Origin of the sequence: Embleya sp. AB8 (genome assembly GCF_049739465.1) — a bacterium.
Classification (GTDB): Bacteria; Actinomycetota; Actinomycetes; order Streptomycetales; family Streptomycetaceae; genus Embleya.
Genome location: NZ_JBMHHY010000027.1, coordinates 54,558 through 72,532, shown reverse-complemented (window position 1 = coordinate 72,532; position 17,975 = coordinate 54,558). Strand labels below are relative to the sequence as shown.

Genomic DNA, 17,975 nt, shown 5'->3' with positions numbered 1-17,975 from the left:
CACATGCGCGCCGAATCAGGTGTCGGACCGGAAGCAGTCGCCGAACGAAGGCAGGGCCTCGCCGTCGAGACTCAGTTCGGCCCACACGGTCTTTCCTCGGCCGCCGGCTTCCGGATACCAACCCCATCCGGACGCCGAACCAACCACGAGCAGCAGCCCGCGCCCCGACTCGGCGGCAGCGGTGGTGGGTACGGGATTCGGCAATGGCCCGGTCCGGGCGTCGGTGACCTCCACGCGGACGATCGCACCGTCCGTAGCCAACCGCAGGCGGCAGTCCTGCCCCGGAACGTGGCCATGACGCACGGCATTTGCGCAAAGCTCACCCACGATCAGCACCAGCACGTCGTGCGAGTCGCTGCCGTCGGCCACGCCCCATTCGTGCAGCCGAAGTGCGCCCATTCGGCGGGCGAGACGTACGCCGAGTGGTGCGGCCCCGAAGCGCATGGCGAATTGCCGGCCGGGCTCGGCGAGCGGGGTGGGCATGGCGCTTTCAACTGATGTGTCGGACTTGATCAACATGCCGCCAACGCTCCCTCCGGTGGCGTAGCGTGACGAGGGGCAACACACAGACGTTTCGGAGTTGTCGGCGCCGAGGTGCGGCGTAGTACGCGGGGCGCCCCGTGCCGACGGACCCGGTCGCGCGTTGAGTTGGGGAGGTGGTGAGGCCAGTGGATCGACACGAGCAGGAAACGTCCGAGCAGGAAGCGTCCGAGCACGAGACGATCGGGCAACAACCGGAGGACGAGCCGGGAACGGGCATGGTCGCCGCGTTCGGACGGCAGTTGAAGGTGTTGCGGATCAGGGCGGGACACGAGCGAGCCACGTTCGGCACGCAGATGGGGTATTCAGCGGCGACGATCGCCGCATACGAGCAAGGTCGGCGCATCCCGCCGCCGAAGTTCATCGACAGGGCGGACGACGCACTCGACGCCGGGGGCGTCCTCAAGGCCGTCAAGGAGGACATGGTCCGCGCCCAGTACCCGGCATTCTTCCGGGACGCGGCGCAGTTGGAGTCCCAGGCGGCGGCGCTCTCCGTGTACGCGACGCAGGCGGTGCCGGGTCTATTGCAGACCGAGGACTACACGCGGACCGTGTTTCGGATGCAACGGCCGTTGCTGGACGACGAGGTGATCGAGCAGCGGTTGGCGGCACGACTGGCTCGACAGCAGATCTTCAGTCGGCAACCGGCGCCGCTGATGAGCTTCGTCATCGAGGAGGCCGTGCTCCGCAGACCGATCGGCGGTCGGGCAACGCTACGTGGCCAGTGGGAGCACATCCTCCTCGCCGGCCAGGAACGCAACGTCGAGGTACAGATCATGCCCATCGACTGCGAGGATCACGCAGGTCTTGACGGCCCGTTCAACCTGATCGACACCGCACAGGGTAAGCGCATCGCGTACACCGAAGTGCAAGGCGACAGCAGCGTCCACACAGGGCACCTGAAGATCCACAAACTCGTATCCCGCTATGGCATCCTACGCTCTCAGGCGCTCACTCCGAGTGAGTCGTTGGCCTTCATCGAGCAACTGCTGGGAGAACAATGACCGTTCAACGCGCCACGCCACCCGTACCGGAGACCGCATGGATCAAGAGCAGCTACAGCGGCGGCGAAGGTGGTGAGTGCGTGGAGACCGCCACGACCACCGAAGCCGTGCACGTCCGAGACTCGAAGCGCGTCGCAGGGCCGATCCTGACCCTTGGGCCCGAGGCCTGGTCCGGGTTCGTCGCTTACGCTCGGCACGGCGCCGATCCGGCCGTACCGGGGACCGCATGGGTCAAGAGCAGCTACAGCGGCGCCGAAGGCGGCCAGTGCGTGGAGACCGCATGGGTCAAGAGCACCCACAGCAGCGGCGAAGGGGGCCAGTGCGTGGAGACCGCCACGACCACCGAAGCCGTGTACGTCCGAGACTCGAAGCAGCCCATCGGACCCGTCCTTGCGATGTCGTCCGACGCGTGGTCCCGGTTCATCGGGGCGACTTCCGATCGATCCACCCTGACCGCATAGCCGCACGGCGCGTGCAATTCGTGGTCTCGGTGCGTGGCGACGCGGTTCCGTCGACGGTCACGTGGCCGGGCCTGGGGCCGCGCCCGCTGCCGGGTTTCCGGGAACGGGCGCGGCCCTTGCTGCGCTAGAACCTATTGGTCCAGATCTGGTACGGGTTGTCGGAGTTGGCGGGAACGGACGTGTAGACGCTCGAACCGTTTCCGTCCAGGAGTCGGCCGGTCGCGACGTTCTGGAAGCTCGCCCCGGTGAAGGGACCAGCCTTCCAGTGCTGGTAGGGGTTGTCGGCGGGCCCACAGACCGAGGTGTAGACGCTGCCGGCGCCGTTGCTGTCCAAGCAGCGTCCCGTTGCGTACTGGACCACGGTGAAGTAGCCGGTGTTGTCCCCGTAAATGTTCCACCGCTGGTACGGGTTGTCGGAGGGCCCACAGGCCGAGGCGTAGACGCTGCCGGCGCCGTTGCCGTCCAGACAGTGCCCCGTTGCGTACTGGACCACGTTCACGTAGCCGACGCCGCCGCTCTGTGCCGCGAGTGTGGTGACGCGGCTGCCCGGAGCGGTGACGTGCCCTCCCCTGATGGTGGCGGCGTCGGCCGGCGTGGCGGCGGCAAGTCCTGCGGTGGTGATCGCCGCGACGGCGGCGATCCCGGCAAGCTTCCTGCGCATCATCACAATCGTCTCCTCATCGAGTCCGGGAAGCGTTGAACCCGGCCGGACCGGTGCGGTGGCGTCGAACGCGCGCGGGCGGCCGTACAGCGAGGGGAAGCGTGGAAGCGGACCTGTTCGGGGCGGTTCTGCGTAGCTACCTCGGGCAACGACTCGGCCAGGCCCAAGGATTCGACAACCATCGACGTCACCGCCGACCTGGTCCCGGCCCTATACGAGCACCTGGCCGGCGCTGCACGCAAGATACGGAAACGGGCCGTCGAGACGCTCACCGGTGGCCGATTCACCACGCTCACCACACTCGAAGCCCCCGCGTGGTTCGGGCCGATCGCCGTCCACGCGTCTCGCGAACAGCCGTAGCCGCAGCCCGGATTCGTCTCGGATCAGCAGGGCCCGCCCCGGCGGCCGGCCCTGTGGACGCGGCGGAGGCGGCCGGTCGCCAGGGCCGGGTGTGCGCCCGCCCGATCCGGTTGCCGTCGGGCGGGCTCGACTCGTCTACAGGCCGTACTCGATGGCGGTGGCGGCGACCGTGTGGGTCGACCCGTACTCGATCGCCGTCGCACCCGAAGCGGCGCCCGCGGTGGCCACGCCCGCCACTCCCGCGACGACGGCCAGGAACGCACACGCGACCCAGCGACGAAGATTCATGAGCGAGACTCCCTTCCGTTCCCTACGGCACAATCGCGTGCCACCCTCCAGGGTGGGCCCACTCGGCTGCTTCGGGCAATGCCCGCCCCGGCGGTGGACGGCGGACGTTTTCCTTAGGTTCATCCGTGCGCCAGGTTGGTCCTGGCCGGGCGTCGTCTGGTGGCGGTTGACTCGGCGTGTCTGCACGATTCGTGTTCCCGCGCGGTGTTTGGCCGTGTCGGGACGACAACAGGAGATGGCCTTGCGACGTATCCTTCCCGCGCTCGGTGTGGCCGGCGTGCTGCTGGCGACCGTGATCGCGGTCCCCGCCGCCGCGGCTCAGGACGACACCTCCGCGGCCTCGGGGCGACCGTCGACCCACCCGATCGTGATCGGACACCGAGGGGCCAGTGGTTACCGCCCCGAGCACACCCTGGAGAGCTACCGGCTCGCGATTCGGCTCGGCGCCGACTACATAGAGCCCGACCTGGTGTCCACCAAGGACGGCGTGCTGGTCGCGCGGCACGAGAACGACATCTCGGGCACCACGGATGTGGCCGCGCACCCGGAGTTCGCGGCGCGCAAGACCACCAAGACCATCGACGGGACGCCGGTCACCGGGTGGTTCACCGAGGACCTGACCCTCGCCGAGCTCAAGACGCTGCGCGCGAAGGAGCGGCTGCCGCAGGTGCGGCCGACCAACACCACCTTCGACGGCAAGTTCGAGGTGCCCACCTTCCAGGAGATCCTGGACCTGGCCAGGACCGAGGGCCGCCGGGTGCACCGCACCATCGGTGTCTACCCGGAGACCAAGCACCCGACCTACTTCCGGTCGATCGGTCTGGGCCTGGAGGAGCCGTTGGTGCGGGTCCTCAAGCAGAACCACCTCACCGGGCGCAAGGACAAGGTCTACATCCAGTCCTTCGAGACCACCAGCCTGCGCAAGCTGGACAAGATGATCGACGTCCCGCTGATCCAGTTGATGGACGCGTCGGGCCGGCCGTACGACTTCGTGGTGGCGAACGACCCGCGTACGTACGCGGATCTCGCGAAGCCCGAGGGCCTGAAGTGGATCCGCGGCTACGCGGACGGCATCGGAACCAACAAGAACATGATCGTCCCCCGCGACGCGGCCGGAAAGTTGCTCCCGCCGACCACGATCATCAAGGACGCGCACCGCGCCGGACTCCTGGTGCACGCCTGGACGTTCCGTGCGGAGAACCAGTTCCTGCCGGTGGACTTCCGGCTCGGCGCCGACCCGAACGCGCGTGGTGACATCACGTCCGAGTACGAACTTTTCTACGGCCTCGGCCTGGACGGCGTCTTCGCCGACCAGGCGGACACCGCGGTGGCGGCCCGCACGGGTCTGGGCCGGTAGCGCCCCCGGCCGGCCGAACCGCCGAAGGGCCCCGCACCGCCCGGCACAGCGGCGGCGCGGGGCCCTTCCCCATGTCTACGCCCGGACCGGCAACTGTGGCAGTGCGGACAGGAGTTCCTGGGTATAGGGATGTTTCGGCGCGCGGAACAGCTCGTCGACCGGCCCGGATTCGACGATCCGGCCGGACTGCATGACGATCACGTGATCGCTGGTGTGATGGATCACGCCGAGGTCGTGTGAGATGAACAGCAGGGCCACGCCGAGGCGTTCGCGCAGATCGGCGAACAGGTCGAGGATCTGCGCCTGGATGGACACATCCAGCGCCGAGACCGGTTCGTCGCAGACCACCAGGTCCGGCTCGGGTGCCAGCGCCCGGGCGATCGCGACCCGTTGCCGCTGGCCGCCGGAGAGCTGCCGGGGACGCCGGTCGGCGACCGCGGCGTCCAGGCCGACCAGGTGCAGGAGTTCGTCGATCCGATCCCGGGCCGCCCGGGCGGAGCGGCGGGTGTACGCGCCCAATGCCTCGCCGACCACCCGCTCGACCGTCCAGCGCGGGTCGAACGAACCGAGCGGGTCCTGCTGGACGTGTTGGATGTGCCGGCGCAGCGCGCGCCGCTCCGCCTCGGGGCGGCCGGACCAGGGCCGCCCGAGCAGGCTGATCTCCCCGGTGTCCGGCGGCAGCAGGCCCAGGACCAGTTGCGCGAGGGTGGTCTTCCCGGAGCCGGACTCGCCCAGTACGCCCAGGGATTGGCCGGCCCGCAGGGTGAACGAGACGTCCTGCACGGCGGCTCGCTCGACCCGGTCCGGCCCCCGATAGCTCTTCCCGACGCCGCGTACCTCCAGCACCACGTCCGCCACCAAGTCCGCGGTGGTGTCCACCCGTTCGCGAACCGGTTCGGCGGCGCCCCCGGGCACCGTCGGCCACGGCTCGGCCGGATGCCGGCAGTACGCGGTGTGACCGGGCCCGATCTCCACGCGCGGCAACGGCTCGGTCCGGCACGCGTCGGTGACCAGCGGGCAGCGCGCCGCGTACGAGCACCGGTCCTCGGCCGACGCAGCAACCGACGCACCCGACGCGGGCGCCGGCACCGGCACCGGCAGCGACAACCGAGTCCGGCGCGCACGCGCCGACGGCACCGCCGCCAACAGCGCCCGGGTATACGGGTGTGCCGGATCGCGCAGCAGGTCCTCGACCCGGCCCTCCTCCAGGAACCGGCCCCGATACATCACCGCCACCCGGTCGGCCAGCCGCGCCACCACCGACAGGTCGTGGCTGATCAGCAGAATCGCCGTACCCGCCGCCTTCTTCGCCGCGAGCAGGTCCAGGATCCGGGCCTGCACGGTGACATCGAGCGCCGTGGTCGGCTCGTCCGCGATCACCACCGACGGCTCGGCGGCCAGCGCCGACGCGATCAGCGCCCGCTGGCGCAGCCCGCCGGAGAGCTGGTGCGGGTATTGCCGGGCCCGCAACTCGGGTTCGGGCACCCGGGCCTCGTCGAGCAGTGCGACCGCCCGGGCCGCCCGCTCCCGGCCGGGCACGATGCGATGGTTGGCCAGCGTCTCGGCGATCTCCGCGCCGACCCGGCGCAGCGGGTCGAGGGAGACCAGCGCGTCCTGGAGCACAAAGCCGATCCGCTGCCCGCGCACCGCCCGCCAGCGGCGGTTGTCGAGTGTCGTGAGGTCGTCGCCGTCCAGTTCCAGGCGATCCGCACGCACGGTCGAACCGGGGCCGGCCAGGCCGACCAGGGAGCGTGCGGTGACGCTCTTCCCGGAGCCGGATTCGCCGACGATGGCCAGGCATTCCCCGGCGGCGAGGGTGAAGCTCACCCCACGCACGGCGGGTATCCGGTCGGCGCCGCGTCCGAAGGCCACATCGAGCCCGTCGACCACGAGTGTGGGGGCCTGCGGAGCGGCCTGGGCCACCGGGGCCGAGGTGGTACGGGTGTCACTGGCCGGCATCGACGCGCCGCCCTTCGAATCGACGTTGCAGGTTGCGGCCGACCACGTTGACCGCGATCACCGTCACGGTCACCGCCAGGCCCGGGAAGACCGCCGGTGCCCAGGCGATCTCCAGGAGGTCGCGGGACTGGGCGAGCATCGCGCCCCATTCGGCGGTGGGCGCCTGCGGTCCCAGGCCCAGGAAGCTGAGCGAGGAGCCGGCGATGATCGCGGTGCCGATGTTGACCGTGGCAAACACCAGGAGTGGCGGCAGCGCGTTGGGCAGGATGTGGCCGAGGTGGATCCCGGCCCGCCGGCGGCCGAAGGTGACCGCGGCCCGGACGTAGTCCGAGTCGCGCACCACCAGCGCCTGGCCTCGGGACAGGCGGACGAACCCGGGGGTCGCGGCGATCCCGATGGCGAGGGTGGCATTGCCCGTTCCGGGGCCGAGCACCGAGACCACGATCAGTGCGAGCAGCAGCCCGGGGAAGGCGAGCAGGATGTCGGTCACCCGCATGATCGCCTCGTCGAGTACTCGCCCGCCACTGGCCGCGAGCACCCCGAGCAGCGCGCCGGCCACCACCGCGACCAGCGTGGAACCCAGGCCGATCAGCAGTGAGGGCCGCGCGCCGTGCACGACCCGGCTGAATACGTCGCGGCCGAGTTGATCGGTGCCGAACAGGTGGTCCGCGCCGGGTCCTTCGAGTCCGTGGACCGGGTCGATCGTGTTCGGCGGATCGGTCGCGAACAGGCCCGGCCACAACGCGGCGAGCACGATCAGGGCCAACACCACCCAGGCCACCACGATGCCGGGACGCAGGGTCCGCGCCCGATCCCACGGCCGGCCCCGGCTACGGGTGTTCGCCTTCCCGCTGAAGGTGCCGAGGTCGAGGGTGGTCATACCGGACTCCGTTCCGCGACGCCGGCACCGACGCCCTCGCCGACCGCGAACTCGCCGACCACACCCGCCCGTACCGACCCGGCCCGCGCACCAAGCCCGCTGCCGGCCGGCGTGTGCACCCGCCCGCGCGCCAACACCACTTGCACGTCGCGCAGTACGGCCAGGTCCTCGCGCGGATCGCCGGCCACCACGATCAGGTCCGCGTCCAGGCCGGGCGCCAGCCGGCCGGTACGCTCCGCCAAACCCAGCGCATCGGCCGCGATCACCGTGGCACTCTCCAACGCGGCCTCGGTCGGGATGCCCGCGCGGACGAACCACTCCAGGCCGTCGACATACAGCTCGAACGGCACTCCCGGCGTGCCCGCGTCGGTGCCGGCGATCAGCTTGACCCCGTTCTCGTACTGCTGCCGGGCCACCTCCAGCCAGGGCCGCATACGTTCCTCGCCGACTCGTGCGGCGGTCTCGCTCATCGTGATGCTCCAGGTCGGGCACACGAACGCGCCGCTCGCCGCGATCGTGGCGATCAGCGCGTCGCGCGCCTCGGGTTCGATCACCGGCCCGGCGGGTGTCCCGAACGAACAGTGCTCCAGGGTCCGGACACCGGCCGTAAGCGATGCCTCGATCGCGTCCGCGCCGAGCACGTGTGCGGCCACCGGGCGGCCGAAGCGGCGGGCCTCCTCGACGGCGGCGGCGATCTCCTCGTCGGTCAATTGCCGATGCCAACCGCGCGGGCCGCCGGGGGTCAGCCGGCTGCCGTTGACGAGCAGCTTGATCACGTCGACGCCGGCCCGCAGGTTGCGTCGAACCGCGGCGCGGATCTCGGGGATGCCGTCCGCCTCGCCGCCGAGGAACCAGAAGTGGCCGCCGGTGACCGTGATCGGCGCGCCGGCGGTGAGGACGCGCGGACCGGGCAGGTGGCCGGCGGCAACCGCGTCGCGCAGCCGGCCGGCCAGGTTGCCTCGACCGCCGAGGTCGCGCACGGTGGTCACCCCGACGTCCAGGAGTCGGCGGGCGTGTCCGGCCATCGCGAGCAGCAGTTCGCCGTCGTCGGCCTCGGCCACCGCGGTGGCCTGCGCCGCGCCGGGGTCCAGGCTCAGGTGCACGTGCGTGTCGATCAGTCCGGGCAGGATGGTCGCGCCGGGGAACTCGCGGTGCGGCGTGCCGGGTTCGGCGCGGGCCGCCACCTCGGCGCGTGGTCCGAGGTCGGCGATCACCCCGTCGCGGACCAGCACCGCGCCGTCCCCGATCGCCTCGCCCGCCGGCCCCGGCAGCACTACATCCGCGCTGAGGATCCTCGTGGTCACCAGCTCGCCTCTTTCAGTCGGGGGTCCACGACCCGGTACAGCCAGTCCACGACCAGGTTGATCACGGTGAACAGCAGTGCGGAGACCACCACGATGCCGGTGACGACATTGAGGTCCCGCGAGGAGATCGCGGTGGCCAGCGTGCGGCCCAGGCCCTGGCGGCTGAAGACGCTCTCCACCACCACCGCGCCGCCCAGGAGCGCGCCGACCACCCAGCCGGACAGGGTGATCAGCGCGACCGTGGCGTGCCGCAGCGCGTGCCGCAGGCGCACCGTGGTCTCCCCGGTGCCGCGCGCCCTGGAACTGGTCACGAACGGTTCCTCCAGGGCCCGTTCCAGTCCCTCGCGCAACACCTGGGTGAACACCCCGACCATGCTCAGGCTGAGCGTGACCGCGGGCAGGACCAGGCCGCGCAGACTGGTACCGCCGGTCGCCGGGAACAGCCGCAGATGGAACGAGAACACGGTGAGCAGGAGTACGCCGACCCAAAAGCTCGGGCTGGAGGTGAGGATCAGTTCGATCCCGGAGGACAATCGGCGCAACGCCGGTCGCCGGCCCGCCGTGGCCACCGCCAGGATCAGCGCGAGCACGATGGCGATCAGGAAGCCGGCCAGGGCCAGTTGCACGGTGGGCCACAGCTGACTGCCGATGATGTCCCCGACGGAGTCGTTGAGTTGGTAGGAGGTGCCCAGGTCGCCGTGCAGGAGCCGGCCGAGGAAGTTGCCGTACTGCTCGATCAGCGGCCGGTCCAGGTCCATATCCGAGCGGATCTGCGCGACCGCGTCGGGGGTGGGCGTGCTGCCGCCGAGCATCACCCGGACCGGGTCGCCGGGGGTCAGTCGCATCGCGCCGAAGGCCAGGGTGGCCGCACCGAGCAGAACCAGTACGGCCAGCAGCAGGCGGCGGACCAGCCACCGCAAGAGTGTGGAGCGCATGGTCACTTCCCCAACCAGGCGTCGTAGAACAGTGGGAACGCGGCGGCCTCGAAGGTCACGCCGTGCACCTTCTTGTCGGCGCCGATCAGGTAGGTCGGCACATACATCGGCACCGTCAAGGCGTGCTTGACCAGGAATTCCTGCAACTGCCGGTAGTTGTCCGCGCGGACGGCCGGATCGCCGGCCGCCGCCGCCCGGTCGAGCCAGCCGTCGATCTGCGGATCGGCCAGCTTGAAGACGTTGAGCCCGCCCTTGGCCAGCGTCTGGCCGGAGCCGAACAGGGTGCGCAGCACGTCGGGTTCGGCCCGCACATTGCTGGTGTCCCAGATGTCCATGTTGCCGGCGTAGACGTCCTTGCTGTAGCTGCCGGTGTCCTGGCCCACCCGGTCGACGTCGATGCCGACCTGCCGGGCCTGGGCCTGGATGCCCTCGCCGAGGATGTCCCGCGATTCCCGGACCTTGGCGGTGAGTACCGGCCAACGCAGGCTCAGTCGTTGCCCGTTGCGGGTGCGCACGCCGTCCGAGTCGCGCCCGGTCCAGCCGGCCTCGTCGAGCAGCCGATCGGCCAGTGCCCGATCACGCGGCCAACTGCCCTCCACCGCCGGGTCGTAGCCCACACCGTTGGGGCTCAGCGGTCCCCACGCGCGGTGGTACTGGCCGAAGTAGATCGCCTTGATCAGCCCGTCCACGTCCACCGAGCGCTGGAAGGCGATCCGGACCCGCTCGTCCGCGAAGGGTCCGCGCTTGGCGTTGAGGAAGATGCTGTACACCCCGCCGGGCGCATCCGCGCGCAGCAGTTGCAACGAGCCGTCCCGCTTGACGGTGCGCACGTTCGCGGCGGGCAGGCTGCCGATCACATCCACCTGACCACTGGTCAGCGCACCGACCCGGACCGCGTTCTCGGTGATGAACCGGATGCTCAGCCCGTCCAGATGGGCCGGGCCGTCGTGCCCGGCGGTCGGCGGTGCCCAGGCGTATTCGGGGTTGCGGCGCAGCGAGATGCTCTGCTTCTTGGTCCACTTCTCGAAGCGGAACGGCCCCGAGCCGACCGGCCGCGCGCACACTCCCGCCGCATTGCCGGTCAGCGACCTGGGCGACTGGATGCCCAGGTAGGCGGTGCTGAGCACCTGGAGGAACGGCGCGTAGGGGCGGGAGAGGGTGATGCGGATCGTCGTGGGGTCGACCACCTCGCTGCCCTTGTAGGCGGCCATCAGGCCGGCCGCGCCCTGGGACTTGGTCTTCGGGTCGACCACGTGGTCCAGGCTCGTCTTCACCGCCGCCGCGTCCAGTTCGCCGCCGTCGTGGAAGCGCACCCCGGTGCGCAGCCGGAAGGTGTAGCCCAGGCCGTCCGGCGAGACGTCCCAACTCCGGGCCAGCCACGGGTGGATCGCCCCGTCCGGGGTCAGGTTCACCAGCGAGTCGAAGATGTTGCGGTCGATCAGCGCGGTGACGTCCAGCGGGCTGACCGCGGGGTCGATGCAGGCCGGTTCGACGTCGGTGGCGAAGCTCAGCGTGCCGCCCGGGCGCGGGCCCGCGCCCGCCTGTTCGGCGGGTCCGTCGTTCGCCGCACAGCCCGAGGCGAGCAGCGCCAGGGCCGCGCCGAGGGCCACCAGCGGACCGGGTCTGCCCCGGGCCGCGCGTCGAACGATCCTGTGCATGCTGGGGCTCCTCGATGGTGTGGCCGGCCGCCGTCCGGTGGACGCGGAACCCGTGGGGCGACGACGGCGGAACCGGTTGCCGGGGACCGGACCCGGGGACGTTGATCGATCACTCTCGGGAGCGGCGCTAAAGCCGCACTGAAGCCGGCCGAGGGGCGGACGAAGACGCGCAGACGCCGGGCCGGCGCCGGACGGCGGGCAGTGGAAGCCGGACGGGCCGGGCTTAGCCGCGTTTTAGCGAGCCCACAGCGCCCCCGCCCAGCCTGACCGATGCGACCCCCGCCGACGGCAACAGCCGTACACCCGAAGGAAGGGCATGGATGAACGCCTCGGATATCCACATCCTCGCGGTCGGTACGGCCCTTCCGGGCCCGGCCGTGGACAACGCCGCGCTGGCCCGGCGATTCGGCATGGAGGCGGTGTGGGAGCAGTGGATCGACGTCTTCATCGGCACCCGCACCCGGCACCTGTCGGTCGACCTGGACAGCGGTGAAATCCGCTACACCCTGGCCGACTTGGCCACCACGGCGGCGGAGCGCGCGCTGGCCGACGCAGGGGTCGCGGCGGGCGACGTGGACGTGGTGGTGATGGGTACGGCCACCCCGGACGTACTGATGCCCGCGACGGTGAACATCGTCGCCGACCGCCTCGGCATCAACGAACTCCCCACCTACCAGCTCCAGTCCGGCTGCGCGGGGGCGATCCAGGCGCTCGACGTGGCAGGCACCCTGCTCGCCGGCGGCCGCCATCGCACCGCGCTCGTGCTCGGCGGCGACATGTCCGCCAAACACTTCGACCTCGACGTGGACCTGCGCGCGCTGTCCCCGGAGGAGCTGGTCAACTTCGTGCTCTTCGGCGACGGCGCCGGTGCCGCCGTGCTGAGCACCGAACCGGTCCCCGGCTCGGTGGTGATCCGCGCCCTGGTCAACCGGCTGACCGGCCTCGGCCGACCACCGGGCCAGGTGATCGAGTGGTTCGGCCTGGCCGATCGGCACGCCGACCGGCCGGCGGCGAGCGAGGACTACAAGATGATCGAGGAATCGGTCCCGGTGATGGCGGGCGAGATCCTCGCCGAACTCCTGGACGATCTCGACTGGGCCGCGGACGACGTCGACTACATACTGCCGCCGCAACTCTCCGGCCGGATGACCGCGCGCATCATGCAGACCCTCGAGGTGCCCCGCGCGCAGGAGGTCACCTGCGTACACGAGACCGGCAACAACGGCAACGCACTGCCCTTCCTGCAACTGGAGCGCGCGCTACCGAAGATGGCCACCGGCGACCGCGCCGTGGGCATCGCGGTCGAGTCCAGCAAGTGGATCAAGGCGGGCTTCGCCCTGGAGAAGCTGTGACCACGACACACACCACCCCCGCGCCCGCCCCCACCGGCGTCGACGAACTGCTCGCCCTGCATCGGGCCGATCGGCTGCTCGCCGACTATCCGAGGGTGCGCGAGCTGCTCGCCGAGGCATCCGGTGACGAACCGGCCCGGGCCGGGCTGCTGTTGTCCCGCCTGGATCCGGCGGCGGTGACCGCGGCGCACCCGGGCGTACGGGCCGTATCGATCACCGTCACCGGACACGGCACGCTGTCCGCCCTCACCGGCCCGCTCACCGGCGAACTGGCCCGGCACGGCCTGGTGTCCCGCCCGCGGCTCACCGACTTCGACAGCTACGTCTTCGAACTATCCGACCCGGACAGCGAGTTGTACGCCTCCCGGGCCGATCTGGTGTTGTGTGTCCTGGACGCGGCGGTGGTCTTCGACGAGATACCGGTCCCGTGGACGCCGGCCGACGTCGAACGGACTCTGGCCGCCAAGGTCGCCCTGATCGAGCAACTCGCGGCCCGCTATGCCGACCTCGGCACCGGCACCCTGGTGCTCAACACCCTGCCGCTGCCGCGCGCGTACACCGCGCAACTGGTCGACCACCGCTCCCGGGCCCGGCTCGGCGGGTTGTGGCGCGAGGCCAACGCCCGTCTGTTGCGGATCGGCGAGGCGCACGCCTCGGTGCTCGTCCTGGACCTGGATCCGCTCCTGGCCGACGGCATCCCGGCCACCGAGGCCCGGCTGAACGTCTACGCCAAGGCGCACCTCTCCGCCGAACTGCTGGCCGGGTACGCCCGCGAGGTCGCCCACCTGGCCCGCAACCTGGTCGGCCGGACCCGCAAGGTGTTGGTCCTGGACCTGGACAACACGCTGTGGGGCGGCGTGCTGGGCGACGACGGGATCGAGGGCATCGAGATCGGCTCCGGCTATCGGGGCGAGGCGTTCACCGCCTTCCAGCGGGTGGTCAAACAACTCGGCGCCCAGGGCATCCTGCTCGCCGCGGTCAGCAAGAACGACGCCGAACCGGTCCGCGAGGCACTGCGCGACCACCCCGGAATGACGCTTCGCGAGGCGGACTTCGTCCGGGTCGTGGCCAACTGGGCGCCCAAGCACGAGAACCTGGCCGAGCTGGCCACCGCGCTCAATCTGGGCGTGGACAGTTTCGTCTTCGTCGACGACAGCCCCTACGAATGCGGCCTGGTCCGGCGCGAGTTGCCGGAGGTGGCGGTGATCCGGCTGGACGCGGAACCCGCGCTGCACCCGGCTCGCCTGTTGGCCGACGGCTGGTTCGACACCCGCGAGCTGACCGCCGAGGACCAGGCCCGCACCTCGCGCTACCGGGACGAGCTCGACCGACGCGACTTCCTGGACTCGTTCGCCTCGCTGGACGACTACCTGGCCGAGCTGGGCGTCACCGTACGCATCGCCCCCGCCGCCCCCGCCGACCTGTCCCGGGTCTCCCAACTCACCCTGCGTACCAATCAGTTCAACCTCACCACGGACCGACTGCAACCGGCCGCCGTACAGACCCTGGCCGCCGACCCGAACGTGCTGGTCCTGGCCATCCACACCGCCGACCGGTTCGGCGCCAACGGCCTGGTCGGCGCGATCCTCGCGCACCGCGCGGACGACGTGCTGCACGTGGACAACATGCTGCTCAGCTGCCGGGTGTTCGCCCGGGGTGTGGAGCAGTCCGCGCTGTCCGCGCTGCTCCGCCATGCCCGCGACACCGGCGCCAAGGCGGTGTACGGCACCTTCCGGCCCGCCGCCAAGAACGGCAAGGTCCGCGACCTCTACCCCCGATACGGCTTCACCCCGGTGCCGACCGACACCGCCACCGACACCGACACCGAGTTGCTGACCTTCCGGCACGACCTGGTGGACATCGTCACCGTGCCGACCCATGTCGCGCTGACCGAGATCTTCGAAGGGGAGCCCGAACAATGAGCACCTTGCACAATCTGGACGACTTCGTCGCCCTGGTCCGCGACGAACTGGGCCTGCCGGTGACCTCGGAGACCGCCCGGCTGGCCTTCGACCAGGTGGCCGGCTGGGACTCGGTGCACCTGCTGTGGTTGCTCACCGCGCTGGAGAAACACACCGGTCGGCGGATCTCGCTGCCGGACGTGCTGGAGGCGACCAGCCTGGAGGCGGTCTACACACTGGCGGTGTCCGGATGAGCGGCGCCGGGGTCCCGGTCGCGCGCGAGCGCCGGCACACGTTGTACTTCCTGCGCGAGATCCGCGCCTTCGCGCCCGTCTTCCTGGACACCGAGGTGGACATGACCTCGGTACTCGCGCATCGTGCGGCGACCAGGGCGGGCGGCCGGCCGTACTCGGTGGTGTCGTACGTACTGCACGGCGCGGCCAGGGTGTTGGCCGACCATCCCGAGGCCAACGCGGCGGCGCGCGGCAAGGCGGTACCCCGCGTGCGGCGGTACGCGTCGGTGCACGGCAAGCTGACCCTGGACAAGACGCTCGGCGGTCGCCGGGTGGTGCTGTCCGCGGTGCTGCCCGATCTGGACCGGGCGAGCCTGGCCGAGATCCAGCGCCAGGTGTGGCACTACGCCGACGGCGACCCCGCGCAACTGCCCGAATTCGCCCCGCTGGCCCGGCTGCACCGGCTGCCCAAGGCGCTCGGCGCTTTCGCATTCGGGCGGGCCGTGCGGCCGTTGGGCAACCGCGCCCGCCGGTTCGGCACCTTCGCGGTGACCTCCCTTGGGCATCGCGCGGTGGACGGGTTCCACTCGGTCGGCGGCACCACGGTGACGCTGGGCGTGGGCCGGATCGTGGAGCGCCCGGTGGTGCGCGACGGGGAGATCGTGATCGCCCCGATCCTGCGACTCAACCTGGCCTTCGACCACCGGGTGATCGACGGCGCGGAGGCCGCCGACGTGCTCACCGAGATCAAACGGGCCCTGGAGGAGTTCGCCGCGCCGGGCCCGGTGGTCGCGGCCTCGGCCGCGGTCTCGGCCGCGGTCTCGGCTTCCGCGGCCGAAGCCGAAGCCGGGGCCGCAACCGAGGCCAAAGCCGAAACCGAAGCGGCCCACCCGGAAGCCCGCCCGGATCCCACTCCCACCCCCACCCGTGCACCCACCCCGGAAGGCAGTCGCCGGTGAACGACATCGACGAACTCAAGCAGTTCGTCCTCGTGCACGCCAAGGCTCAGAACATCCCGGCGGCGCACTATGGCGAACTCCTGGACCGGATCGACAACGACGAGGACGGCGCGCCCGGCTCCTGGGCGCGCGAGTGGTCCCGGGGCGCGGCCCGCCTTGCGGGCGATGGCAAGCTGCTCGACGCCTGCCGCGACTACAACATGGCCCGCTTCCCCTACGTCGACGGCCCGGCCCGGCAACAGGCCCTGGCCGGCTGTGTGGACACGTTCGGCCGCTGGGCCGCCGAACAGCCCGACCTGGAACGCCTGGACCTCGACCTGCCGGGCGGCACCGTGGGCTGCTGGGCCACCGGCCTGGCCACCGGCCCCGACGCGGTACGCAAGCCGCTGCTCCTGGTCACCGGCGGCATCGTGAGCATCAAGGAGCAGTGGGCCCCGGTACTCCTGCTGGCCCGTCGGCTCGGCCTGGCCGGGGTGGTCACCGAGATGCCCGGCGTCGGGGAGAACACGCTCGCCTACGACGGGGACAGCTGGCGCATCCTGTCCGGCGTCCTGGATGCGGTGGCCGATCGTGCCGACGTGTCCCGGACGTACGCCGTCGCGCTCAGCTTCAGCGGCCATCTGGCGCTGCGCTGCGCGGTGTCGGACCCCCGGATCCGGGGCATCGCCACCGCAGGAGCCCCGGTGAGCACGTTCTTCACCGACGCCGACTGGCAGGCCAAGCTGCCCCGGGTGACCGTGGACACGCTGGCCCGACTGACCGGCGCCAAGCCGGAGCACCTGCACGGCCACCTGGCCGACTGGGCGCTGACGCCGGATCAACTCGCCGCCCTGGACATCCCGGTGGCCTGCACGGTGAGCCTGCGCGACGAGATCATCCCGGCCGCCGACCCGGAGTTGCTTCGCGCCCATGTCCGGCAGCTGAGCCTGAACACCTACGACGACGTACACGGCTCCCCCCGGCATGTCACCGAGACCCGGCTGTGGACCATCGTCTCGGTGCTGCGCATGATGGACGCCCGCACGCCCCAACGGGCGGTCCTGGAGGGCCTGTTGGGTGTACTCCGGCTGCGCCGTCGGCTCTCCCGCCCGGGCGGCGGCGGATGACCGCCGGGATCGCCACCTCGCCTCGCTTCCTGCTCCGCGAACCCGAAGCACCCGAAGCACCGGGCGGGGTCGGCGGGTTCGGCGGACGGGACGAACTCACGCCCCCGCTGCGACTGTTCTGCTTCCACCACGCCGGCGGCGCGGCCTCCTCGTTCGGCGCCTGGCAGCGTGCGCTCGGGCCGGCGATCAGCGTCCTGCCGATCCAACTGCCGGGCCGTGAGGGCCGGGCCCGCGAGCCGCGCGCCCGGGACCTGACCGAACTGGTCGCCGAACTGGACGCCGACCTGGACCCGTGGCTGACCGATCAGCCGTACGCGTTCTACGGGCACAGCATGGGCGCACTGGTCGCCCACGCGCTGACCCGACTGCGCTTCGAGCGCGGTCGCCCACTGCCCGAACGCCTTGTGGTCGGCGCGTGTTCGGCCCCACATCTGCGCACCCCGCTGGACACCGCGGCGACCCGCTCGGACGACGAACTGGCCCGGTTGCTCCTGGACATCGGCGGCATGTCGGCGGCGGTGCTCGGCTATCCGCAGTGGCGACAGGCGGCGGTCGCGCTGCTCCGCGACGACCTGCGGTTGTGCGCCACCGACCCGATTCGGGGCCGCACACCACCGGGCACCGGCACCGACCGGGGCCCGGGCCCGGATCGACTCGTACCCCTCCCCTGCCCGATCGAGGTCTTCGTCGGCGCCACCGACCCGCTGGTCCCGGTGGCGCAGGCGGCGGCCTGGCGCGGCTACACCTCGGCGAGTTGCCGAGTACACGTCCCGCAGGGCGGCCACTTCTTCGCACAGGACCCGGAAGCGGCCTTCCCGGCCCGGTGGTTGGCGCCGCTGCTGCGCGTGCCGGCGGGCGTCCGGCCCTGCTGACCGAGGGCGGTCCGGTGGGGTCGCGAGCGCGGCCCCACCGGACTTCGGCATGCCCCGAAACCGCCCGCCATCCCACCCGTACACCCCCGCCGACCTGCGGCCCGACGGCTTTAGCCGAGGCAAAGGGCGGCGTTAGCGCGGGCCA

General features: G+C 71.2%; 17 protein-coding genes. 9 read left to right on the top strand and 8 right to left on the bottom strand.

Annotated features, from left to right (window positions below):
• Positions 1 to 15 precede the first annotated feature (15 nt).
• The gene (locus tag ABIA38_RS34070; RefSeq protein WP_424642785.1) at positions 16 to 519 is read right to left on the bottom strand and encodes an ATP-binding protein; all 504 of its coding nucleotides are present in this window, start codon (positions 517 to 519) and stop codon (positions 16 to 18) included.
• 239 nt (positions 520 to 758) lie between these two features.
• Here ABIA38_RS34070 and ABIA38_RS34065 point away from each other — a divergent pair, with 239 nt between their 5' ends.
• Entirely contained in the window at positions 759 to 1,544 is a 786-nt protein-coding gene (locus tag ABIA38_RS34065) for a helix-turn-helix domain-containing protein (RefSeq protein ID WP_424642831.1), read from the top strand.
• Entirely contained in the window at positions 1,541 to 2,005 is a 465-nt protein-coding gene (locus tag ABIA38_RS34060; protein WP_424642784.1) for a DUF397 domain-containing protein, read from the top strand. The genes ABIA38_RS34065 and ABIA38_RS34060 overlap by 4 nt, the downstream gene beginning before the upstream one ends.
• Before the next feature lie 124 nt (positions 2,006 to 2,129).
• Here the strand turns inward: ABIA38_RS34060 and ABIA38_RS34055 are convergent, their stop codons facing one another.
• Entirely contained in the window at positions 2,130 to 2,669 is a 540-nt protein-coding gene (locus ABIA38_RS34055) for an RICIN domain-containing protein (protein ID WP_424642783.1), read from the bottom strand.
• A gap of 492 nt (positions 2,670 to 3,161) precedes the next feature.
• A complete protein-coding gene (locus tag ABIA38_RS34050) occupies positions 3,162 to 3,314 on the bottom strand; it encodes a hypothetical protein (protein ID WP_424642782.1) in 153 nt (50 codons plus the stop codon).
• A gap of 235 nt (positions 3,315 to 3,549) precedes the next feature.
• Between ABIA38_RS34050 and ABIA38_RS34045 the strand changes: the two genes are divergently transcribed.
• The gene (locus ABIA38_RS34045) at positions 3,550 to 4,671 is read left to right on the top strand and encodes a glycerophosphodiester phosphodiesterase (protein WP_424642781.1); all 1,122 of its coding nucleotides are present in this window, start codon (positions 3,550 to 3,552) and stop codon (positions 4,669 to 4,671) included.
• A 75-nt stretch (positions 4,672 to 4,746) separates the two neighbouring features.
• Here the strand turns inward: ABIA38_RS34045 and ABIA38_RS34040 are convergent, their stop codons facing one another.
• Genes ABIA38_RS34040 through ABIA38_RS34020 form a run of 5 tightly spaced genes read right to left on the bottom strand, consistent with a single transcriptional unit; the run spans position 4,747 to position 11,407 of the window.
• On the bottom strand, positions 4,747 to 6,630 hold the full coding sequence (locus ABIA38_RS34040) for a dipeptide ABC transporter ATP-binding protein (RefSeq protein ID WP_424642780.1): 1,884 nt from the start codon (positions 6,628 to 6,630) through the stop codon (positions 4,747 to 4,749).
• Complete coding sequence (locus tag ABIA38_RS34035; RefSeq protein ID WP_424642779.1) at positions 6,617 to 7,510, bottom strand: ABC transporter permease; 894 nt, start codon at positions 7,508 to 7,510, stop codon at positions 6,617 to 6,619. The genes ABIA38_RS34040 and ABIA38_RS34035 overlap by 14 nt, the downstream gene beginning before the upstream one ends.
• Entirely contained in the window at positions 7,507 to 8,814 is a 1,308-nt protein-coding gene (locus tag ABIA38_RS34030) for an amidohydrolase family protein (protein WP_424642778.1), read from the bottom strand. The genes ABIA38_RS34035 and ABIA38_RS34030 overlap by 4 nt, the downstream gene beginning before the upstream one ends.
• On the bottom strand, positions 8,811 to 9,749 hold the full coding sequence (locus tag ABIA38_RS34025; RefSeq protein ID WP_424642777.1) for an ABC transporter permease: 939 nt from the start codon (positions 9,747 to 9,749) through the stop codon (positions 8,811 to 8,813). Before ABIA38_RS34025 ends, ABIA38_RS34030 begins: the two co-directional genes overlap by 4 nt.
• A gap of 2 nt (positions 9,750 to 9,751) precedes the next feature.
• On the bottom strand, positions 9,752 to 11,407 hold the full coding sequence (locus tag ABIA38_RS34020) for an ABC transporter substrate-binding protein (protein ID WP_424642776.1): 1,656 nt from the start codon (positions 11,405 to 11,407) through the stop codon (positions 9,752 to 9,754).
• 320 nt (positions 11,408 to 11,727) lie between these two features.
• Between ABIA38_RS34020 and ABIA38_RS34015 the strand changes: the two genes are divergently transcribed.
• The 6 genes from ABIA38_RS34015 to ABIA38_RS33990 are packed head-to-tail and all read left to right on the top strand — an operon-like array spanning position 11,728 to position 17,830.
• Complete coding sequence (locus ABIA38_RS34015) at positions 11,728 to 12,759, top strand: 3-oxoacyl-ACP synthase III family protein (RefSeq protein ID WP_424642775.1); 1,032 nt, start codon at positions 11,728 to 11,730, stop codon at positions 12,757 to 12,759.
• A complete protein-coding gene (locus ABIA38_RS34010; protein WP_424642774.1) occupies positions 12,756 to 14,681 on the top strand; it encodes an HAD-IIIC family phosphatase in 1,926 nt (641 codons plus the stop codon). Before ABIA38_RS34015 ends, ABIA38_RS34010 begins: the two co-directional genes overlap by 4 nt.
• On the top strand, positions 14,678 to 14,914 hold the full coding sequence (locus tag ABIA38_RS34005) for an acyl carrier protein (protein WP_424642773.1): 237 nt from the start codon (positions 14,678 to 14,680) through the stop codon (positions 14,912 to 14,914). Before ABIA38_RS34010 ends, ABIA38_RS34005 begins: the two co-directional genes overlap by 4 nt.
• Positions 14,911 to 15,852, top strand: coding sequence for a 2-oxo acid dehydrogenase subunit E2 (locus ABIA38_RS34000; RefSeq protein WP_424642772.1), 942 nt, complete (start codon positions 14,911 to 14,913; stop codon positions 15,850 to 15,852). The genes ABIA38_RS34005 and ABIA38_RS34000 overlap by 4 nt, the downstream gene beginning before the upstream one ends.
• Positions 15,849 to 16,958: an alpha/beta hydrolase gene (locus ABIA38_RS33995; RefSeq protein WP_424642771.1), complete on the top strand. Its 1,110-nt coding sequence runs from the start codon at positions 15,849 to 15,851 to the stop codon at positions 16,956 to 16,958. The genes ABIA38_RS34000 and ABIA38_RS33995 overlap by 4 nt, the downstream gene beginning before the upstream one ends.
• Positions 16,955 to 17,830 (top strand): thioesterase II family protein, encoded by an 876-nt coding sequence (locus ABIA38_RS33990; RefSeq protein WP_424642770.1) that lies wholly within the window; start codon positions 16,955 to 16,957, stop codon positions 17,828 to 17,830. The genes ABIA38_RS33995 and ABIA38_RS33990 overlap by 4 nt, the downstream gene beginning before the upstream one ends.
• Positions 17,831 to 17,975 lie beyond the last annotated feature (145 nt).

Excerpts from the sequence above, each read along its gene's own strand:
- ABIA38_RS34020 (WP_424642776.1), bottom strand. The coding sequence starts at position 11,407 with ATGCACAGGATCGTTCGACGCGCGGCCCGGGGCAGACCCGGTCCGCTG.
- ABIA38_RS34050 (WP_424642782.1), bottom strand. The coding sequence starts at position 3,314 with ATGAATCTTCGTCGCTGGGTCGCGTGTGCGTTCCTGGCCGTCGTCGCG.
- ABIA38_RS34000 (WP_424642772.1), top strand. The coding sequence starts at position 14,911 with ATGAGCGGCGCCGGGGTCCCGGTCGCGCGCGAGCGCCGGCACACGTTG.
- ABIA38_RS34040 (WP_424642780.1), bottom strand. The coding sequence starts at position 6,630 with ATGCCGGCCAGTGACACCCGTACCACCTCGGCCCCGGTGGCCCAGGCC.
- ABIA38_RS34065 (WP_424642831.1), top strand. The coding sequence starts at position 759 with ATGGTCGCCGCGTTCGGACGGCAGTTGAAGGTGTTGCGGATCAGGGCG.
- ABIA38_RS34070 (WP_424642785.1), bottom strand. The coding sequence starts at position 519 with ATGTTGATCAAGTCCGACACATCAGTTGAAAGCGCCATGCCCACCCCG.
- ABIA38_RS34025 (WP_424642777.1), bottom strand. The coding sequence starts at position 9,749 with ATGCGCTCCACACTCTTGCGGTGGCTGGTCCGCCGCCTGCTGCTGGCC.
- ABIA38_RS34060 (WP_424642784.1), top strand. The coding sequence starts at position 1,541 with ATGACCGTTCAACGCGCCACGCCACCCGTACCGGAGACCGCATGGATC.
- ABIA38_RS33990 (WP_424642770.1), top strand. The coding sequence starts at position 16,955 with ATGACCGCCGGGATCGCCACCTCGCCTCGCTTCCTGCTCCGCGAACCC.
- ABIA38_RS34045 (WP_424642781.1), top strand. The coding sequence starts at position 3,550 with ATGGCCTTGCGACGTATCCTTCCCGCGCTCGGTGTGGCCGGCGTGCTG.
- ABIA38_RS34005 (WP_424642773.1), top strand. The coding sequence starts at position 14,678 with ATGAGCACCTTGCACAATCTGGACGACTTCGTCGCCCTGGTCCGCGAC.
- ABIA38_RS34055 (WP_424642783.1), bottom strand. The coding sequence starts at position 2,669 with ATGATGCGCAGGAAGCTTGCCGGGATCGCCGCCGTCGCGGCGATCACC.
- ABIA38_RS34035 (WP_424642779.1), bottom strand. The coding sequence starts at position 7,510 with ATGACCACCCTCGACCTCGGCACCTTCAGCGGGAAGGCGAACACCCGT.
- ABIA38_RS34015 (WP_424642775.1), top strand. The coding sequence starts at position 11,728 with ATGAACGCCTCGGATATCCACATCCTCGCGGTCGGTACGGCCCTTCCG.